This is a genomic window from Clostridioides sp. ZZV14-6150 (assembly GCF_020657875.1).
GTDB lineage: Bacteria > Bacillota > Clostridia > Peptostreptococcales > Peptostreptococcaceae > Clostridioides.
The window spans coordinates 1-21,657 of sequence record NZ_JAGWDA010000026.1 but is presented as its reverse complement, the minus strand read 5'-3'; the positions used below and the strand labels follow the sequence as shown (position 1 = coordinate 21,657).

Below are 21,657 nucleotides of genomic sequence, written 5' to 3'. Positions count from 1 at the left end.
TTATGGATGATACTAAAGGAAGAATTTCCATAATAAAACAAAGAGATTAGCTTGAGGTAAATTAAATATACAAGAACTAAGTTTATGTAAACATAAGATTAACATTAAGATGTTACACTCATACCAGAGTTGAGGATTAGCTCTAAAGCCTAACACTTATCAAAGTAAACATTAAGATGTTATATTGGTGATGAGAAATGCAAATATAAGATAAATTATGGAAAATATTAAAGTGCAATTATATATTTACAGTACTTTATAATACTTAAGGAGGAATATTATGAAAAAACCAAAAAAACTTATAGTTATAGCGGCTATTACAATAACTCTAGCAGGATCGGGGGCATACATAGGACTTAATAAAAATGCAGAGGCAAAACAACAACAGCAAATGAATGCAACAATGAACACTCTATCAGTAGAAAAAGGAAACATAAAATCAGTTGTATCAGCTGGAGGAAAAGTTTCGTTAATTAATGCAGATGGAAACAATCCAAATGCGATTAAAATAACTGTATCAGTAAATCAATATGATATATCTCAGTTAGAAGTAAATCAAACGGTTGAGGTAAATGCAAAGGCATTTCCAGATGAAACTATAAAAGGAACGATAACTGAAATATCTAACAAAGCAGAAGAAGGAGAGAGTCCGACATACAATGTAACTGTGGCAGTTTCTAACCCGATACTTGAAGTTGGAGAAAGTAAATACGAAGAAATAAGTGTAAGAAAAGGACCATCTAAAGAATATGGAAAAGTAGCTAAAATAGAAAAAGGAGATAAATTCCACATATTAGAAAGAAAAGGAAGTTGGATGAGAATTAAACTAGAAGACAACACACAAGGGTGGATACAAAAATATGGAGTTAAGTTAGAAGGAATAGATAAAAAAGATGTAAAAGTAAAAATAGCTAGCAATGATACAATTCTTAGAAAGAATAATGCATCTAATAGTAAGAGTCTTGGGAAATTATTACAAGGTGAAGAAGTAACAATTCTAGATAAAAAAGAGAATTGGTATAAAGTTGAAACTAGTGACAAAACTACTGGATGGATTTTAGAAAATAATTTAACTATACAAAGTCTTAAAGATGGTATGTCTGTAACAGGTACAATCATAATAAACGAAAAAAATGATGTAATAAAGATTCCTGTAATGGCTGTTCAAAAAGATGAAAAAGGATACTTTGTTACTATTGCAAGTACAAAAGAAAAGAAATACATTGAAACAGGAATTACGGATTCAGAATATATAGAAGTTACAAAAGGACTTTCAGAAAATGAAAGTATAAGTATACAGTCATTTAAAGGTCCTGTTGAAAATTCAGAGGCAGACTCAGGCTCAATGATGGAAAAATCAATAGGATAAGAGAGGTGATAATATATGAGTGATTATGTAATACAAGCTAAGGGCTTAGTGAAATCATACAGCATAGGCGATGAAAAAATAACTATATTAAAAAAGGTTTCACTAGATATTAAAAAAGGTGAATTTGTATCTATAATAGGTCCATCAGGTTCTGGTAAATCAACTTTTATGAATATTATTGGTTGTTTAGATTTAGCTGATAATGGTGAATATGTATTGGACGGAAAAAGTATAACATCACTAAGTGAAGATGAGTTAAGTGCTGTAAGAAACAAGACAATAGGATTTATATTCCAAAGTTTTAACTTATTAAATAAATTATCAGCTTTAGAAAATATAGAACTTCCTCTTATATACCAAGGTAAAACTCCTAAAGAAAGAAGAAAAATAGCACTAGAATGTCTGAAAAAGGTTGGACTACAAGATAAATTAAATAATAGGCCGAATCAATTATCTGGAGGGCAACAACAGAGGGTAGCAATAGCAAGAGCTCTAGCTACAAATCCACAAATACTTCTAGCCGATGAGCCAACAGGAGCACTAGATAGTAAAACAAGTAAAGAAATACTTGAAATATTAGAAGGTCTAAACCAAGAAGGTAAAACTATAATTATGATAACTCATGACATGGATATAGCAAGAAATGCTAAAAGATTGATAAGAATTAGAGATGGTGAAATTTTTGAATAGGAGGTGGCGTATATGAATATTTTCCAAATAATTAAGATGGCATTAGGAGAAATCAAAGCTAATAAACTACGTTCATTTCTTACTATATTAGGTATATCAATTGGTACAGCCAGTGTAATTTTATTCGTTACAATATCTATAGGTAGTAAACAAAGTATGTATAAAAGTTTTGAATCAAAGCCACTAGATTTAATAACTGCAAGTGTATATGGAGATAAAAAAATAAATGAATTTGATATAAAAGTATTAAAAAGTAGTTCGAATGTAAAAGAAATATCTCCAGAAATAAGTGATTCAGCAACTGTGAGTTACGATAAAAAAGATAGCAAAAAAAGTATAGTTGGAACGGATGAAAACTATTCAAAACTAAATAACACTGAAATTAAGAGTGGTAGATTTATTATGCCAATTGATAATGATAAATCAACTAAAGTTGTAGTATTAGGTAGTAAGGTTTCCAGTGAATTATTCCCTAAAGGAGATGCACTTGGAAAAACAATAAATATTAAGTCTATACCATACAAAGTTATAGGCGTATTAAGTAAGATTGATGAAACTTATAATAGCCCAGAAGATGATACTATATATATGCCTTATAAAACAGCACAAATTGTTTTAGGAATAAGTGACATATCTAAATTAAATGTACAATCTACTTCAAATGATAGTGTTACAAATACAATGGATGAAATAAAAGCTCACTTTACTAGAAAGGGTATGACACCAAACGATTCTTATGTATCAAGTAATAAAGAAATGATAGATTCAATGAAATCAATGGATGCTACTATGAACCTAATGGTAGGAGCAATAGCAAGTGTATCTTTATTCGTAGCAGGGATAGGTATAATGAACATGATGCTAGTATCTGTAACTGAGAGGACTAAAGAAATAGGTATAAGAAAAGCTTTAGGGTCTCCTAGAAACTTTATACTAGTACAGTTCTTAGTAGAATCTCTTACAATAAGCTTAATAGGTGGAATAGTAGGATCTTCAATAGGTATACTTGGGTCATTCCCAATACTAGGAACAATGGGGGCTGAGCCTTATATAGCATGGAATGTGGTATTTGCTGCAGTTGGATTTGCCATATTTATGGGAGTAGTATTTGGAATATCCCCTGCAAATAAAGCATCTAAGTTACAACCAATAGTAGCACTTAAATCAGAATAAAATTATACATCAAATAATTTGTTAGATAATTAATCTATTATTTAGCAAATCTAATAAATATTAGTTTTATGAAAAAGGTAATAAAATAAAAAATATATAAAATAAAAGGAGAGAAAAAATGAAATTTAATAAGAAATTTACAGCAGCAGTAATAGTATCAATGGTAGCTCTTAGCGTAATTGGATGTGAAGGTAAGAAGGAAATAAATAATACACCAAAAGAAACAGAGCAACAGAATAATTTACCAAAACCAAGCGAGGAACAAGTAGAAAAAGGTCTTGAAGATGGAACAATAGGACGTGATCAATAAAAAATATATATGATTACATCAAATACTTTAGTATAATGTAAAACATAAAAATAAACCTAGTAGCTAATAACAAGATATTGGGTTTATTTTTATTTTATATAATTAATATTTAATAAAAATCAGTGGTATACTTATCTTTAATATACAAAATATGTACACTTATAAATGAAGTTAGCATTACTTATTATATAATAAGTAGATGGATATTTTATAATCCCAACTAATAAGCTTAAAATATATAAATATATCGCCAACACGTTGTTAAAGCAACAGATGCAGTCGTTGTCGATATGAAATAGAGTATCTAAATATGGCTTAAACGAAGCAAATTTTTTAATAGAAAGAAAATTATGGTGAGAGTAACAAAGCAAGCTTATAGCTTCTTTGCATATAAAGATGAAATATATTCAAAGAAAACGTTGACAAAATATGTCTAATGTTTTATTATAATAATTGGAATTAGGTAGTAATTGTTTAAGTACAAGCTAAGCTTATTCATTAATAATAGCAGTATCCTTGGAAGGATTGTGCCCATTATTATGGATAAGCTTTTTTTATGCTCAAAAGGAGGATAATCGTGATAATTAATAAGATATTAAATAATAACGTTGTAATCACATTAGATGACAATGATGAAGAAATTATTGTCATGGGTAAAGGCATTGGTTATCAAAAATCAAAAGGCGATTTAATAGATAAAACTAAAGTAAACAAAGTATTTAGGATATCAAATAAAGAAATATCAAATAAGTTACAAGAATTACTTAATAATATTCCTATGGAGCACATGAAATTATCAAGTGAAATTATAGAGTATGCACAAATAAAATTAAACAAGAAATTAAATGAAAGTATTTATATATCATTAAGTGACCATACATATTCTGCAATTCAAAGAATGAAAGAAGGGATAAACGTAAAGAATGCAATACTTTGGGAAACTAAGAGATTCTATAAAGAAGAGTTTGAAATTGGAATGAAAGCACTTGATGTTATTGAAAGCAAAACAGGTGTAAAATTACCTGAAGATGAAGCTGGATTTATAGCATTTCATATAGTAAATGCTCAGTTAAGTGAAGGTCATACCTTGGCATATGATATTACAAAGTTAATACAAGAAGTACTTAGTATAGTTAGATATCATTTTAGAATAGAATTTCATGAGGATTCTGTATTTTATTATAGATTTATAATGCATCTTAAATTTTTTGCCCAGAGATTACTTTCAAATAGTGTGCATGAAGGTGAGACAGATAAAGAATTATTAATCATTATTAAGTCTAAATATAATAAAGAGTTTGAATGTGTAGTTAAGATTAAAAATTTTATTAAAAAACAATATAACTACATATTAACAGATGATGAACTTATATATTTAACAATACATTTAGCTAAAGTAGTTAAAGATTCAAATATGTAAGATGAATAATTTTTCAGTAGTATATAGTAAGAGTTATTGAAAGGAGTGATACTAACAAAATTATACCTATGGTTGGATGGTAACATTGAGTTGGCCAAACCTTCAAATTTCAAAAAATTTATTTAAAAGAAATATGGAGGAGAAAATGGAAAAATACAAACAATTAGCACAAAGCATAGTAAAAAATGTTGGTGGAAAAGAAAACATTAGTGGATTAGTACACTGTATTACAAGATTACGTTTTAATTTGAAAGATGAAAGTATAGCAAATGATGATGTATTGAAAAATATGGAAGGTATTGTTACTGTAATGAAAAGTGGAGGACAATATCAAGTAGTTATAGGAAATCATGTTGAGGCTGTCTATAAAGATATAGTTGAAATAATTGACTTAGATGACTCAAGTACAAATTCAGAAAATAAAAAATCAGGTAGTATGCTAGATAAAGGTATAGATATAATATCAGGGATTTTTCAGCCAGTACTAGGAATAATGGCAGCCTGTGGGATGTTAAAAGGATTTAACGCTTTATTTGTAGCAATGGGATTATATAGTGATTTATCTGGTGGATATATGGTAATAAATGCAGCAGGAGATGCATTATTTACATTCCTTCCTTTATTTTTAGGATATACTTCAGCTAAGAAATTTGGGCTAAAACCAATGTTGGGATTAGCACTAGGAGCTGCAATGTGTTATCCTGCGATACAAGGCAGTAGTATATCAGCAGGTGCAGATGTGATGTACACTTTATTTAAAGGAACAATGTTTGCATCACCAGTATATATTGATTTCTTTGGACTACCAATGATATCAATTGATTACACTGGGACAGTTGTACCAATTATATTTATAGTGTATTTTGCATCTAAGTGTGAAAAATTATTTAATAAGATTGTTCCAGACTTAGTTAAGTTTTTCTTTGTGCCAATGCTTACATTATTAGTAACAGTACCTGTTGCACTTATAGTTATAGGCCCTATAGCAACATTTGGTTCTACACTTATTTCGCAAATTGTAATTTCGATAAGAGATTTTAGTCCACTATTAGCAGGTGCTATAGTAGGGTTCACTTGGCAAATTCTTGTTATTTTTGGTATGCACTGGGGATTCATTCCTGTATATATAAATAATGTTATGACTTTAGGATACGATAATGTTATGATGCCATTCTTTGCTTGTACATTTGCAAGTTCAGCAGTCGTATTAGCGATATTCTTCAAGACTAAAGACAAGAAATTAAAAGAGATGGCAATACCAAACTTTATATCTGGTATATTTGGAGTTACAGAGCCAGCAATTTATGGAATATTATTACCTTTAAAGAAGCCATTTATAATAAGTTGTATTGCTAGTGGTATTGGAGGAGCTTTCTACGGATTCTTTAATCTTAGAAAGTTTATAACTGGAGGGATGGGAATATTCGAACTTCCAGCAATGATTGAACCAGATGGAGGAATGGGTAATTTAATAGTAGCTCTTTCTGGTATAGCTATATCAATGGTTGTAGCTTTTGGATTAACTATGGTTTTATATAAAGAAAAGGAAGCAAGAGAAGCTAAAGAAGTAAAAAATAATGTAAAAGAGGAAACAAAAGAGGTTAAGTCTGCTAAATTAGAAAAAGAAATAGTAGTAAGCCCTATAAAAGGTGAAGTCTTAAATTTAAGCGATATAGAGGATGCAGCATTTGCATCTGGTGTACTAGGTCAAGGTGTAGCAATAATACCTAGTGATGGAAAAGTAGTTGCACCAGTAGATGGAGTGGTTACAACCTTATTTCCTAGTCTACATGCTATAGGAATTCTTTCAGATACAGGTGTTGAAGTGCTTATTCATATTGGATTAAATACTATTCAGTTAGAAGGAAGAGGTTTTGAGGCATGTATAAAGCAAGGTGATAGAATTACAAAAGGTCAAACGATATTAAACTTTGATATTGATGCAATAAAAGAGTCAGGGTATAGTGTTGTAACTCCAATTGTTATTACCAATTCATCACAATTTTTAGATGTAGTAGAAACAGAAAGTAAGAGTACTGAATTAGAGGGCAATCTGATTACGGTTATATTTTAGTAAAAAACTAAGGCATTAGCATAAGTTAATGCCTTAGTTATAATTTTAGGAGGCTTAACTATGAGTTTTAAAAAAGATTTTCTATGGGGAGGAGCTACTGCAGCTAATCAATGTGAGGGTGGATATAATAAAGACGGAAGAGGATTAGCAAATGTAGATGTATGTCCAACCGGAAAAGATAGGACAGCAGTTATTACAGGTAAATTAAAAATGTTTGATTTTGATGCTGAACATTATTATCCAGCTCAAACTGGTATTGATATGTACCATAATTATAAAGAAGATATAAAGCTATTTGGTGAAATGGGATTTAAAGTATATAGAATGAGTATTGCATGGAGTAGAATATTTCCAAAAGGTGATGAAGAAACACCAAATGAAAAGGGGCTTCAATTTTATGAAAATATATTTAAAGAATGTAAAAAATATGGAATAGAGCCACTAGTTACTATTACACATTTTGATTGTCCAATGTATTTAATTGAAAAGTATGGTGCATGGCGTAATCGTAAAATGATAGGTTTCTATGAGAAACTATGTAATGTTATCTTTAGAAGATATAAAGGCTTAGTTAAATATTGGTTAACTTTTAATGAAATAAACATGATTTTACATGCTCCATTTATGGGTGCTGGTATTTGTTTTGAAGAAGGCGAAGATACTGAAAAGATAAAATATCAGGCTGCTCATCATGAACTTGTAGCTAGTGCAATTGCAACTAAAATAGCACATGAAGTTGATTCAAATAACTTAGTTGGTTGTATGTTTGCAGCTGGAAGTGTATATCCTTATAGTTGCAATCCTAATGATGTATGGGAAGCTACAAAGTTAGATAGAGAAAATTATTTCTTTGTAGATGTACAATCTAGAGGAAAATATCCTAACTATGCATTAAAGTATATGGAGCAAAAAGGTATTACACCAGAAATGGAACCTGGTGACATTGAATTATTGAATAAATATACAGTAGATTTTATTTCATTCTCATATTACAACAGTCGTTGTGTTAGAACTGATGAAAATGCAGATGATGTAGCTGAAGGAAATATATTTACATCTGCTAAAAATCCATATCTTTCATACAGCCAATGGGGATGGCCAATTGATCCATTAGGTCTAAGAATTACATTAAATCATGTATATGATAGATATGAAAAGCCACTATTTATTGTAGAAAATGGATTAGGTGCAAAAGATATAGCTGATGAAAATGGTTATGTAGAAGATGATTACAGAATTGATTATTTAAGAGAACATATAAAAGCGATGTATGACGCAGTTTCTATAGATGGTGTAGATTTATTAGGTTATACTACATGGGGTCCTATTGATTTAGTAAGTGCTGGCACAGGTGAAATGGAAAAGCGTTACGGATTTATATATGTAGATAGAGATAATATCGGTAATGGAAGTTTGAGAAGGGCGAAAAAGAAAAGCTTTGAATGGTATAAGAAAGTAATTGCTTCAAATGGTGAAGATTTATATTAAATAAGAAGAATATAAAAATAATAGTGGTATAATTTTTTCTCTGTAGCAGGATTCACGAAGAGATTTGCTGAAAAGAGAGATAATTTATTTTGTACCAAGAGATGAAAAAGTCGAGCTTAAATTCTAAGCTTGTCTTTTTTTATTAAATATAACTTATAATGCTTTAAAATTTATGAAAAACTTATTCAATAGATATATTAAAAATTCAATGGTAATCAAATTCTTTACCAATGAATATAAAATGTATTTGAGTGTTATAATAGTTTAAACTAATGAACGAAAGGGAGAGGAGTGCATATGAAATATCAACATATAATTGAAGTTAATAAAGACCTTTGTATTGGATGTGGACTTTGTAAAAATGATTGTCCAGTAAATAATATAGTTATAGAAAATAAAAAATCAGTAATTAAAAAGCAAGACTGTCTAATGTGTGGACACTGTGCAGCAATCTGTCCCAAAGAAGCTATTACACTGACAGGATTTGATGAACCACCAATAGAACTTACAAATAAGCCAAGCTTAGACTCAGATGAATTACTAATGGCAATTAAATCTAGAAGGAGTATCAGAAAATTTAAAGATAAAGAAGTTTCTTCAGAAATTGTAAAGCAAATTATTGAGGCAGGTAGATACACACCTAGTGCTAAAAATTCACAAGATGTATCATATATTGTTTTGGACAATAAAAAAGCAATGTATGAAAAGGAGGCAGTGAGATTTTTTAGAAAAATCAAACCGATTGCAAACATTGCTGTTAAATATTCAAAGGAAATTGAGATTGATGATAACTTTTTCTTCAAGCATGCTCCTATTGCAATAATGATAATTACAAAAGATAAGATTAGTGGTTCACTTGCAGCATCTAATATGGCACTAATGGCAGAATCTTATGGTCTGGGGGTTTTATTTAGTGGATATTTTTCAGATGTAGCAAATAACTCGCCAAAGTTAAAAAAGTTTCTAAGTTTAAAACACAAGAATCATGTTCTTACAACGCTAGTTATTGGATATCCAGATGTTAAATATAGACGTACTGCACAAAAAGAGGCAGCAAGTGTTAGATACTTATAAGATATGGAGGATTTTATGGAAAAAGAATGTCAGCAAAGAATAGAAGAAATAACATCTAAATTTAAAGACTGTCGTAAAGCTATTTCTGCTATGGGTGATGAAACTAGACAGTTAATTTTAATAACACTCCTAGAGAGTGACTTCAATGGTATACGAGTAGGAGAAATTACAGAAAAAACACATCTTTCTCGCCCTGCAGTATCTCATCATCTTAAAATATTGAAAGAAGCAGAAATTGTTAATGTACGTAGAGAAGGGACGAAAAACTATTATTATCTTGATTCAAAAAAATCGCAATGGAAATCACTAACAGAGCTAATAAATCTTATATTTGTTGGAATACAAGATATTGGTGAAAATGATGTAAGAAAAGGTGAGTAAATCAAAGTGATTTAGCAAAAAGGGGTTGTCGCACTAGAAAATAGTGCTACACCCTTTTTTGTAAATTTAATGTTTGTAATTAAATAAATTATTAAAATTAACAACTTATTATTTTAAAGTAGTATTAGCCATTTTTATGATGGTTAATACAATTTGTTAGCCATTTTATAGAACCTTGCTCCCTGATAATAGCACCATCAAGAACTATATAATCACCAAAATCATTGCTATGAAGAGGAGGCACTTCACTATAACGTTCCATTTGACTGTATAAGAATTTAATCCTTTCTTGGTGTTGAAGCAACTGATGTTCTAATAAAACAAGCCTAGTGTCTAGATCTAAATTATTAGAAAAGTACATTTTAAGACGGAAAATATCTTTAGGCGTTTTTTCCATTGGTATATCTTTTTCAAGCCATTCTAGAAACTCATCTTTTTCTTTTTCTGTAATTTTATATAATTTTTTTTCTAATACATCACCGCTAATTTCAATATACACATTATAATAAATGATTTTCTTATAGATATATTCTTCAAGCCTAAACCACAAAGCCCTATTGATTTTACAGATAATTAGTTTAGTTCTAGTTTCACTAAATTTACTATAGTAAGCAATAGACATGATTATGTCTTAAAGCCATTTAATGATACAATATTAAACTCATTAAATAATAATGGATATGATGTTATTTCAATAGGTAAAATTAATGATATTTTTGTCATTTGAGCTTTTCAAATAGAATATGTCATTTTAAATCAAAGAAACCTCATAGCTATCAAGTATAACTTTTTTATTCTCTTGTGTCATAAATTTATATTACTATAATTTAAGAAGATATGTCAGTTAAACAATAAAGTCATATAAGAAAAAAATATATAAATACATACATGAATGTTAAGATTAGTTGATAGAATTTAAGCAATAAATCTAATACTATAAACATAGGAGGTATGAAAAATATGATTAATACGAATTTGAAAAGACTAAGAAAAATTCATCAGTACACACAAGAGGAATTAGCTGAAAAACTTAATATATCTAGACAATCAGTAGCAAAATGGGAAAATGGCGAATCTACTCCTGATATAGATAGTTGCATTAAACTTGCAAAATTGTACGATGTCAAACTAGATGACTTAGTTAATCATTCAGAAGAAAAAACAGGTATTGTAATACCACCTAAAGGAAAATTTTTCTTTGGAGCTGTCGTAGTTGGTGAACGTGGTCAGATTGTTATTCCAAAAGAAGCAAGGGATGTATTTAATATAAACGCAGGAGATAAATTATTGATACTAGGAGATGAAGAAAGAGGATTAGGAATTGTTCATCAACGTGATTTGATAAATTTTATAGGTCATATGGGAGTAATAGGTAAAGAATAGTAATTTTAAAAAAATTATAAAAGGATGGATAAAATATGAGTAAAATAGTATTTTTTAGTATTCCTGCATATGGTCACACTAATCCTACAGTTGAAGTAGTTCGTGAATTGGTAGATAGAGGGAATGAGGTATTGTATTATTCTTTTAATGAATTTAAAGATAAAATTGAAGGTGCTGGAGCAAAATTTATTTGCTGTGATAAATATCTTCCAGAATTACATCCTGGAGACGAGAAAAAAATTGGGAAGGATTTTTCTGGGTTAATTGAGATGATAGTAGATACTACTATATCTTTAGATGAAAAAGTTTGTATAGAGCTTAAGGATTTTAATCCAGATTGTATTGTATCAGATTCATTAAGTTTTTGGGGAAAATTATTTGCACAAAAACTTAATATTCCATATATATGCTCTACAACAACTTTCGCGATTAATAAACATACAGCAAAGATGATGAAACAAAGCTTTATGGAAATTATACGTATGGTTTTTGGTATGAGACGCATTAATAAAAAAATAAAGCTTTTACAAAAAAAAGGATATGACGTAAAAAATTTTATTTCTATAGTTTCTAATGATGATGATACGAATACTATTGTATATACATCAAAAGAATTTCAACCAATGGTAGAAACTTTTTCTAGTAAGTATTCATTTGTAGGACCATCAGTATCAAATGTGATTGTCGAGCCCCAAAATAGAAAGAAAAAGCTAATATATATTTCACTTGGCACAATTAATAATAAAAATATTAAATTTTATAAAAACTGTATAAATGCATTTAAAGATTTTGATGTTGATGTAATTATGTCTGTTGGTAGAAACACTGATATTAAAAGTTTAGGACATATACCAAATAATTTCGAGGTTAAAAATAGTGTCAAACAGATTGCTATACTTCAAGAAACTGATGTCTTTATTACTCATTGTGGGATGAATAGTGTTAATGAAAGTTTATATTATGGAGTACCTATGGTATTATTTCCACAACATTCGGAGCAGAGAATGGTAGCTAATAGAGTTACTTGTTTGGGCGTAGGGCTCATGTTAAAAGAAAATAAGTCAGAAGATATTAAATGTGTAGTATTTCAAGTTATGAATGACAAGGAATATAAAGAAAATGCAATTAAACTGTCAGAAAGCTTTTATAATGCAGGAGGTTCAAAAAAAGCAGCAGATGTAATATTACAGGTTATAAAGCAATATTGTTGAAGAGATAAATTTAGAAAATTAATATAATGTTTATTCTTATATTAAATGAAAGAGTGTAATAGTTATTCTAAAATAGATAATGAAGAAATCTTTATGAGAATAAAAGACGACTATATAAAAGTATGCAATATATATGTGTTACTTAATCAAAATACTGACAGTGGAGCCTCTTAACCTACCAGTTGGGGCATATATATTGATACTAAATATGAGGGATGTTATATTTTAATAAAAAAAGATAACATCTTTTTTTTATGCATTATAGTAAGTTTTAAACAATAAATGAAGGAGGATTAACATGAAAAAATATAAAGTTATTTTAGGAGTATTAATTATAAGTATTATAAGCGTAACAGGGTTTGTTGTATATAAAAACTACATTAAACCATGGAAGGATGCTGAAATATATATTAATAAATATATGGTAAAGCAAGATATTTCAGAAGATAATATAAAGAGTATTACAAAAGAAAAGGCAAAGAAAGCAAGCTACAAAGGAATACTATACAGAGTATATTACAAAGATGACCCTCAATATGAATATCAGTATTTTTATAGTGATGATTATTATTCTCTATATGTAAATAAAGTTATGTTACAAATTTATGATATGGAAAATAATAATAAACTTTTAAAAAGCAATGAAGAATTAAAAAGTGTGAAGCATCCACCAATTTATCTTAAAGATACATTGGATAAATAGTTCATGACAAAATAGGAGTATTTTTATTGAAATTTATTTAAAAATAGCACTAGAGTGTTTAAATAAAAATAAACTTAATACTTCATGTATTAATATATCTTAAGAATTTATTTATTAACATATAATTTATGATATTTAAAAATCTTATTATGATAACTCATAATGGTGAAATAACTAATGATTCAGATAATATTATAAATATTAGTGACAGTAGAATAGTATCAATTTAGTATATAGACTTTGCCAGATAATTGTCTAACAGAATCTATATTTATCGAATTTAAAAAATATTTAGGAAATCGTTGACAGATTTAAATAGATAGTATAACATATAGAATATAAAATTAAACAAAAAAGAATTCTAATTATGGCGATGTAGTCATAATTTTGAGTATGTTACTGATTAGCAGGCAGAACTCAAGTATATATGTGAAAAATAGAGGAATACTCTATACATATATGCTTGAGTTCTTTTTATTGAAGGGAGGAATATATGAAAATAATTCAGATTTTAAATAACAATGTGGCCTTAGTAAAAAGAGGTAAAAACGAAATTATTGTATTTGTCAAAGGAATTGGTTTTAAAAAAAGAGTGGGGCAAATGATAAGTGAAAATGAAATAGAGAGAACCTATATATTAGATTCATATGATATGCTAGAACATTTTAGTTACCTATTACAAAACTCAGATTCTAACAATATAGTTCTTATCAATGAAATGATTGAATATGGTGAGAAAGCTTTAAATATAAAATCAAGCGATTATCTAAGTTTAACCTTATTAGACCATTTAGAGTTTTTACTTAAAAGATGTGAAAAGAATCAATTTATAAAAAGCCCTCTGGTATGGAATGTTAAAAGGTTTTATCCAAAGCACTTTGAAATTGGCATGCATGCACTAAAATTAATTGGTGATAGTAAGGGAATTAGTCTTCCTGATGATGAAGCTGTATCAATAGCACTTCATTTTGTAAATATGGAGGTAAATAAAGAATCTCATGATAGCACTGTTGTAGAATTAAGAACTTTAGGAGATATAGTTTCTATAATAAAATATCATTTTAATGTAGAACTAGATGAAGCTTCGACAAACTATATGAGATTTACAACTCATCTACAGTACTTTATACAAAGAATTATGTCAGATGAAGCTTCTGTAGATGAAGATAATTCAATAGATTTATATAAACAAGTAAGTAAACTTTATCCAAAGTCATTTGGAAGCGTTCAAAAAATAAGAAAATATATAAAATCACAATTTAATGTTGATATATCTATAAGTGAAGAAACTTATTTAATGTTGCATATAAATAGGGTGACTCAAAGACTGGGGGCAAAATCAGATGAAGTATAAAGATTTAAATGAAAATATAATAAAACTTATAGGCGGAAAAGAAAATATAAAGTCGGTAGCACATTGTGTTACTCGATTAAGACTTACATTAAATGATAGGAGTATAGCTCAAACAGAAGAAATTAAAAAATTAAACGGAGTAATTGATGTAGTTTCTAATGCTGTTGCTTACCAAATTATAATAGGAACTCATGTTGTAGATGTATATAACGAGTTTATGACTATGGTAGGTTTAAGTTCAAGTGAATCAAGTGTAAAGGGTGAAAGAAAAAAAGGCATCAAAGGCATATTTAATTCTATATTTGTGGTAGTTTCAGAAACTATGACTTCAGTAATTGAAGTACTACTTGCAGCTGGTATACTTGCAAGTATATTAGCACTTTTAAATATGTCAGGGATACTTAAGAGTGATAGTCCTACATATCAAATATTGGACACATTAAGAAGTGCAACATTTCACTTCCTGCCAGTATTAATTGCAATAGCATCAGCAAAGAGACTTAATGTAAATCCTTACATAGCAGTAGTACTAGCAGTTACATTATTATCTTCATCAATAGATGGTGTAGAAGGATTAAGTCTATTTGGTATAAACTTACAAACAACAACTTATGCAAATAGTTTTATTCCAATACTTCTAGGAGTATGGGCAATGGGAATTATAATTGGAGGATTGAAAAAAATCTTACCTAAAGCACTACACTATTTTTTAGTTCCAGTATTATCTTTAATAATAACTTTATCAGTTACACTAACAATATTTGGACCTATTGGTATGTGGATTGGTGATGGATTAAACTATGCATGTATGTTTTTAATTGATACATTAGGTAATTGGAGTGTTGTAGCACTATATGCGGCTTTCCAACCACTTTTAATAGTTTTTGGTGCAGCAAATTTTACTATGCCTATAGCTTTAAATTCTGTAACAGCATTAGGATATGATCCAATTTTTATGGGAGCTGCGACAATATCTGATATTGCAGTTTGTGGTGCAATGTTTGGATATTTCCTAAAAACTAGAAATAAAGAACAAAAGCAATTATTTGGTACAGTAAGTTTTAGTGCACTTATGGGAGTCACGGAGCCTTCAGTGTTTGGTGTGTTTATGAAATATAGAAGACCATTTGTAGCAGTAATGATAGGTGGAGGTCTAGGTGGTTTGATAGCCGGTTTAGCACAAGTTAAAACATATGGAATGGTTTGGGGATTAGCAGCATTACCAACATATCTTGTTGGAGGAGAAATATCTAACTTTACATTTATGATAATAGGTGTAGTAGTAGCATTTGTGGTAGCAACAGTAGCATCTTATATATTAGGAATACCTTCAGATGAAAAAGAAGTAGCTAAGGATGATAATGAAAAAGAATTAGAACTAGTAATAAACGAAAATGATTCAAGAACTATTAGTGTTGGAAATGTTGCAAAAGGTAAGGTAATTGCACTTGAAGAAGTTAATGATAGGGCATTTTCATCTGGAGCATTAGGTAAAGGTGTTGGAATTATACCTAGTGAATCAAAGTCAACTGTTATGTCTCCTGTAGATGGAACTATAACTATAGTATTTCCAACTAAACATGCTTATGGTATAGTGACTGATGAAGGATTAGAAATATTAATTCATATTGGGATAGACACAGTAAATTTAGAGGGAAAATTCTTTGAAAGTCTTGTAACACAAAATCAAAGAGTTAAAAAAGGAGATTCTTTAGCAGTATTTGAATCCGACAAAATTATAGAGGAAGGATTCGATTCAACTATAATAACAATAGTTACAAATACTAGTGATTATTTAGATGTAATTTCATCAAATGATAAATCAGAAGAACTATTAACTGTAGTAGTATAAGTTTTAGGAGGAGAAATTTATGAATTTTGAAGATACATTTTTCTGGGGAGGAAGTATTGCATCGCATCAATGTGAAGGTTCATGGGATATTGACAACAAAGGGCCTGCAATTATGGATTTTGTAACGAAAGGCTCTTATGAAACGCCAAGAGTAATTACTGACAAAATAGAAGCTAAATTAGAGTATCCATCTCATAATGGAATTGATTTTTATAATAGATATAAAGAAGATATAGCTTTATTTAAAGAAATGGGATTTAGTGCATTAAGAATATCTATAGACTGGTCGAGAATTTTTCCAAATGGTGATGATGAGAATCCTAATGAACTAGGGATTAAGTACTATGAAGATTTAATAGATACTTTAATAGAAAATAGTATAGAGCCTATTGTAACACTATATCACTTTGAATTACCTATGAACTTAGTACATAAATATGGCTCATGGAATAACAAAAAACTTATAGATTTGTATTTAAAATATAGTGAGACTGTAATAAGAAGATTTGATAATAAGGTAAAGTACTGGGTTACATTTAATGAGATGAATCATATTGACCCTCAAACAGAACACTCTGATATTTTTACTTATATGATAGCAGGGATTAAGTATAGTGAAATGGAAGATAAGGCTCAAACACTAGCAAGGGTAGGGTACAATATGACTTTAGCAAGTGTAAAAGTTGCGAAGTTAGCTAGAGAAATTAATCAAAATAATAAAGTTGGATGTGTGTTTGGACTAAATCCAATTTATCCATATAATTGTGACCCTAGTAATGTGTTAAATGCATTTTTAGATAATGACCGTGATTATTATCAACTTGATGCAATGTGTAATGGAAAGTTTCCTCAATATAAATTAAGAGAATATGAAAAAAATAGTATAAATATTGAAGTAACTAATGAAGATAAGGAAGCGTTTAAAGATGGTAGGTTAGATTTTATAGGACTTAATTATTATTTTTCAAGTGTATCCACTCCAAAAGAAAATTTATCAGGTGATAAATCTTTATTTGGTGGAATTCAGAATCCATACTTAGAACAAAGTAAGTGGGGATGGGCAATAGACCCTATAGGTCTAAGGTTTACTTTAAACTATATTTATAGAAAGTACCAATTACCTATCTTAATTACAGAAAATGGGCTAGGAGCATATGATAAATTTGAAGAGGATGGAACTATAAATGATGATTATAGAATTGAGTATTTAAGTAAACATCTATCTCAAATGAAGTCTGCAATTGAAGAAGATAATGTTGAATGCTTTGGATATTTAATGTGGGGACCAATTGACTTAGTTAGTGCAACTACAGGACAGATGAGCAAAAGATATGGATTTATATATGTTGATTTAGATGATGATGGTAAAGGGAGTTTTAATAGATATAAGAAAAAATCATTTGATTGGTATAAAAAGGTGATAAAATCTAATGGAGATAATTTAAATTCATTAGACATGTAAAATAAAATGTGTATTCTCCAAAAAAAGGTGGTAATAAAGAGGTTAAATCTAATTACTATAATTGGAGATACACATTTTTTATGTACAGTAAAAGTATTCAACCCTATAAACTTTATATTTATTTAAAGTATAGTGAATGGTGATAATTAAAATATTAAATATCACAATATAGGGGGAGATGTACATTTATATATTTCTATTTAATAAAAGACTTCTACATATGTATAACATGATTTAATTACTATATGAGACTATAAATTTGCAATTTATTGTCAGAATATATTGACAAAAGTAAAGTTTGAAATTATAATTTATATCAAGAATAGTTTGACAAAATAAAAACTAGTGACTTTATATTTTAGTAAATTTATTTTTTATTGCTAATTTAAGAATAATTTAGGACTACTATAGACATATAGTTTATCATTGATTTAATATGACAAATAATTGTTATTTCTAGGAATACGATTTCTAAAGTCGCTAGATATAGTCTAATTTAAAGAGGGGAGGTATTAGCAGATACAAATTTGTACCTAAAGAAGACTTAAAAGAAATAATTAAAATAAGGTATCTTTTAACAATAGTAATAGGTATGTTATTAATTTATATTAGCTATTTTAAGAATAATTTAAGACGTATATAAAGCGTAAATTATATATCTAATATTAAATAAAGACAAGTCTTCCAACATGTATATTAAAATTGAAGATAGTTGTAGTACAATTCTGCATTTATAAAATAATGTAGAAAGTCAAAAATTGAAAAGAAGTCTAGTAAATTAATGATTATGGTAAATATTTAAAAAGTTAACTATAAGTTATATTTATTTAGATATTTTAGGAATAATTTAAGACGTATAAAAATATCATCAAAAAATATCAAACTGTGCTATATGTAGTTAATAATAACTACAGAATATACATTTTATAATTATTGTTTTATTGATAAAAAATTATTATATTTAGGAGGAAACAACAATGGAAAATTTTTGGAATCCGCTTACTTGCTTTACTGTATGTGTAATGATTTATGCTTTTAGTGAGTTTTTATCTAAGAAAACAAAAGGTGCAATTTCAACATTGCTATTTGTATGTATTATATTTTTATTAGGATTTTGGACCAATATTCTACCAAAAGATGTTACAGGAGCATCGGGGATATTAGCTGCGATGAGTAACTTTGGTATAGCATTATTAATAACTAACTTAGGAACACTTATAAACCTTGAAGACTTATGCCATGAATGGAAAACAGTTGTAATTGCATTAGTAGGTATTGTAGGCATAGCGGTTGGTTGTTTCACAGTTGGTAGTATGTTATTTGGTAGAGAGTATGCTTTAATAGCAGCACCTCCAATAGCAGGTTCTACTGTTGCTGGTATTATTGTAACAACGGTTGCAGAAGCAGCAAATAGACCTGAACTTGCAGCATTTGTAATTCTAGTATTGTCATTTCAAAAATTCTTTGGTATTCCTATAACAACATATTGTATAAATAAAGAATTAAAATTTAAAAGAGATAGGGGAGATTTCTTAAAGGATGAATCAAAAAGTAATTTTAAGCTTCCAAGTATGAGAATTTTTAAAGAAGAGTCAAATAAAAAATCATCTACATTAGTATATCTTGCAAAACTTTCATTTGTTGCTATGATTGGTAACTTTGTAGGCTTGGCTACTCTAATACCAGGATTTACTCCTGCAAACTATTATTTAAATCCAAATATAGCATGTTTGTTAGTAGGGCTAATTTTTACACGAATAGGATTTTTAGAAAAAGGAATTTTAGATAAATCTCAATCTAATGGGATTATAATGTTTGGTTGTATGTTAATGTTACCTGGAGGACTTGCTAAGGTAACTCCAACAGCACTATTTGCAATGATTGTTCCAACTATAGGAATACTAGTTATAGGAGCTATATTCATAATACTATTTACTGCAATTGTAGGAAAGTTATTAGGATATTCTCCAAGAATGTCAGCAGCGATTGGTGTAACTTGTATGCTTGCTTATCCAGCAACACAGATAATTTCTAATGAAGGTATTGATGCCATGGAAGGAACCGTAGAAGAAAAGCAAAGGGCAACAGATTATTTATTACCAAAAATGATTATAGGTGGATTTGTTACTGTAACTATTGCCTCAGTGGCATTTGCTAGTATAATAGGTCCACTTATATTTGGTTAATATGAAATAGATTTATGGGAGGTAAAGTTAATGATAGGAAGTATATCTATAAGAGAGATAGATGAAAAAAGACTTAAACTTGATGATTTGAGTAAGAAAATATGGAAAAATCCAGAAAAAGCATTTAAAGAGTTCAAAGCATGTGAAAATACAGCAAATTTTCTAAGAAGTGAAGGATTTGATGTGGAAGTAGGTGTAGGAGGTTTAGCTACAGCTATTAAGGCTAGTTTTGGCTCAGGTAAACCAGTTATAGGTTTTATGGGAGAGTTTGATGCATTACCTGGTTTAAACCAAAAAGTTTCAACAAAGCAAGAAGCATTTGAATTGGGAGCTTGTGGTCATGGATGTGGACATAATTTATTATGTACTGCGCATGTAGGAGCGGTAATAGGACTTAAAAGAGAAATGATAGAAAATAATTTAAGAGGAACTATAGTATTTTATGCATGTCCAGGAGAAGAGCAATTAACAGGTAAAGGATTTATGGCTAGAGGCGGTGCATTTGAAGGTCTAGACTTAGCTATAAATTTCCATCCAAATAAAATTAGTGAAGCTACAGTGGGTATATCAACAGCTGTTAATTCTGTAAAATTCCATTTTAAGGGGATAACTGCACATGCAGGGTCAGACCCTCAAAATGGAAGAAGTGCTTTAGATGCTGTAGAACTTACTAATGTAGGAGCTAATTATCTGAGAGAGCATGTTACTTCTGATGTAAGAATTCATTATACTATTACAGATGGAGGAGTGGCACCTAACATAGTTCCTGATAAAGCATCAGTATGGTATTACACAAGAGCTTTGAGTAGAGAAGCTGTAGAAAATACATATGAAAGACTTATAAAGGTAGCAAAAGGAGCTGCAATGATGACTGAGACTGAGGTTGAAGTAGAGTTTTTAGGAGGATGCTATAATACTTTAAACAATCCTGTTCTAGCAAATCTTGTGTCAGAATGTATGGATGATATTACACAAGAGCCTTGGACTCAAGATGAATTGGATTTTGCAGCTGAATTAGATAGACAAAGCCCACAACAATATAAGGCTATGATAAGTAAATATAATTTACCAGAAGGAACTCACCTATATTATGGTGGAGGAAAGGTTACAAACTTTAATAGCTATGGCTCTACTGATATTGGAGATGTAATGCATATAGTTCCTACAGCATACTTTTTTACAGGATGTACAAATCTAGGTGCACCTGGGCATAGTTGGCAGTTTACATCTTGTGCAGGGAGTTCTATTGGAGAAAAAGGTATGATATATGCAGCAAAAATTATGGCTATGTTTGGAGCTAAAATATTGAATAATCCAGAGATAGCTAAAAAGGCAAAAGAAGAATTCGATAAATCAATGAATGGGAAAACATATAAGTGTCCTATTCCAAAGGATATTCCCACTCCTTAAAAGATATATAAAGTTTAAAATACAGTTTAATAGACAATAACTTGAACTACTCCACCTTAATTACCTTCGGTAATGTTTGAAGGTGGATATTCCTATTCGATAGCACTTTTGCACTAA

Annotated in this window: 19 protein-coding genes and 1 pseudogene; 19 read left to right on the top strand and 1 reads right to left on the bottom strand. The window is 29.2% G+C overall.

Features of this window, described 5'->3' with window-relative positions; all coding sequences use genetic code 11:
* Positions 1-280: 280 nt before the first annotated feature.
* The 9 genes from KGF41_RS19475 (at position 281) to KGF41_RS19435 (ending at position 9,979) form a co-directional block, all read left to right on the top strand.
* Positions 281-1,369 (top strand): SH3 domain-containing protein, encoded by a 1,089-nt coding sequence (locus tag KGF41_RS19475; protein ID WP_227857079.1) that lies wholly within the window; start codon positions 281-283, stop codon positions 1,367-1,369.
* Positions 1,370-1,384: 15 nt separating this feature from the next.
* On the top strand, positions 1,385-2,059 hold the full coding sequence (locus KGF41_RS19470) for an ABC transporter ATP-binding protein (RefSeq protein ID WP_227830288.1): 675 nt from the start codon (positions 1,385-1,387) through the stop codon (positions 2,057-2,059).
* 12 nt (positions 2,060-2,071) lie between these two features.
* A complete protein-coding gene (locus KGF41_RS19465; RefSeq protein WP_227830287.1) occupies positions 2,072-3,232 on the top strand; it encodes an ABC transporter permease in 1,161 nt (386 codons plus the stop codon).
* Positions 3,233-3,350: 118 nt separating this feature from the next.
* Positions 3,351-3,542: a hypothetical protein gene (locus tag KGF41_RS19460; protein WP_227830286.1), complete on the top strand. Its 192-nt coding sequence runs from the start codon at positions 3,351-3,353 to the stop codon at positions 3,540-3,542.
* Positions 3,543-4,119: 577 nt separating this feature from the next.
* Positions 4,120-4,962 (top strand): BglG family transcription antiterminator LicT, encoded by an 843-nt coding sequence (gene licT, locus KGF41_RS19455; protein WP_227830285.1) that lies wholly within the window; start codon positions 4,120-4,122, stop codon positions 4,960-4,962.
* A gap of 145 nt (positions 4,963-5,107) precedes the next feature.
* A complete protein-coding gene (locus tag KGF41_RS19450; RefSeq protein WP_227850587.1) occupies positions 5,108-7,036 on the top strand; it encodes a beta-glucoside-specific PTS transporter subunit IIABC in 1,929 nt (642 codons plus the stop codon).
* Positions 7,037-7,096: 60 nt separating this feature from the next.
* Entirely contained in the window at positions 7,097-8,524 is a 1,428-nt protein-coding gene (locus tag KGF41_RS19445) for a 6-phospho-beta-glucosidase (protein WP_227842955.1), read from the top strand.
* A 297-nt stretch (positions 8,525-8,821) separates the two neighbouring features.
* Entirely contained in the window at positions 8,822-9,598 is a 777-nt protein-coding gene (locus KGF41_RS19440; RefSeq protein ID WP_227830282.1) for a nitroreductase family protein, read from the top strand.
* Positions 9,599-9,613: 15 nt separating this feature from the next.
* Positions 9,614-9,979: an ArsR/SmtB family transcription factor gene (locus KGF41_RS19435; RefSeq protein ID WP_227830281.1), complete on the top strand. Its 366-nt coding sequence runs from the start codon at positions 9,614-9,616 to the stop codon at positions 9,977-9,979.
* Between the two features lie 124 nt (positions 9,980-10,103).
* Here KGF41_RS19435 and KGF41_RS19430 read toward each other — a convergent pair whose 3' ends face one another.
* Positions 10,104-10,601, bottom strand: a complete 498-nt coding sequence (locus KGF41_RS19430) for a PadR family transcriptional regulator (RefSeq protein ID WP_227854947.1) — start codon at positions 10,599-10,601, stop codon at positions 10,104-10,106.
* 329 nt (positions 10,602-10,930) lie between these two features.
* Here KGF41_RS19430 and KGF41_RS21205 point away from each other — a divergent pair.
* The 10 genes and pseudogenes from KGF41_RS21205 to KGF41_RS19385 all read left to right on the top strand — a co-directional run.
* Positions 10,931-11,122, top strand: a pseudogene (locus KGF41_RS21205) (helix-turn-helix transcriptional regulator); the annotation flags it as partial.
* A 30-nt stretch (positions 11,123-11,152) separates the two neighbouring features.
* A complete protein-coding gene (locus tag KGF41_RS21200; RefSeq protein ID WP_413841559.1) occupies positions 11,153-11,362 on the top strand; it encodes an AbrB/MazE/SpoVT family DNA-binding domain-containing protein in 210 nt (69 codons plus the stop codon).
* A gap of 35 nt (positions 11,363-11,397) precedes the next feature.
* On the top strand, positions 11,398-12,573 hold the full coding sequence (locus KGF41_RS19415; RefSeq protein WP_227830278.1) for a macrolide family glycosyltransferase: 1,176 nt from the start codon (positions 11,398-11,400) through the stop codon (positions 12,571-12,573).
* Positions 12,574-12,618: 45 nt separating this feature from the next.
* Complete coding sequence (locus tag KGF41_RS20980; protein ID WP_255287839.1) at positions 12,619-12,747, top strand: hypothetical protein; 129 nt, start codon at positions 12,619-12,621, stop codon at positions 12,745-12,747.
* A gap of 124 nt (positions 12,748-12,871) precedes the next feature.
* Positions 12,872-13,276, top strand: a complete 405-nt coding sequence (locus KGF41_RS19410; RefSeq protein WP_227830277.1) for a DUF3139 domain-containing protein — start codon at positions 12,872-12,874, stop codon at positions 13,274-13,276.
* 493 nt (positions 13,277-13,769) lie between these two features.
* The gene (locus tag KGF41_RS19405; RefSeq protein WP_227830276.1) at positions 13,770-14,630 is read left to right on the top strand and encodes a PRD domain-containing protein; all 861 of its coding nucleotides are present in this window, start codon (positions 13,770-13,772) and stop codon (positions 14,628-14,630) included.
* Positions 14,620-16,482 (top strand): beta-glucoside-specific PTS transporter subunit IIABC, encoded by a 1,863-nt coding sequence (locus KGF41_RS19400; RefSeq protein ID WP_227857078.1) that lies wholly within the window; start codon positions 14,620-14,622, stop codon positions 16,480-16,482. The genes KGF41_RS19405 and KGF41_RS19400 overlap by 11 nt, the downstream gene beginning before the upstream one ends.
* Before the next feature lie 19 nt (positions 16,483-16,501).
* Positions 16,502-17,944, top strand: coding sequence for a family 1 glycosylhydrolase (locus tag KGF41_RS19395; RefSeq protein WP_227857077.1), 1,443 nt, complete (start codon positions 16,502-16,504; stop codon positions 17,942-17,944).
* A 977-nt stretch (positions 17,945-18,921) separates the two neighbouring features.
* Complete coding sequence (locus KGF41_RS19390; protein ID WP_227857076.1) at positions 18,922-20,130, top strand: hypothetical protein; 1,209 nt, start codon at positions 18,922-18,924, stop codon at positions 20,128-20,130.
* 30 nt (positions 20,131-20,160) lie between these two features.
* A complete protein-coding gene (locus KGF41_RS19385) occupies positions 20,161-21,540 on the top strand; it encodes a M20 family metallopeptidase (protein WP_227830272.1) in 1,380 nt (459 codons plus the stop codon).
* Positions 21,541-21,657 lie beyond the last annotated feature (117 nt).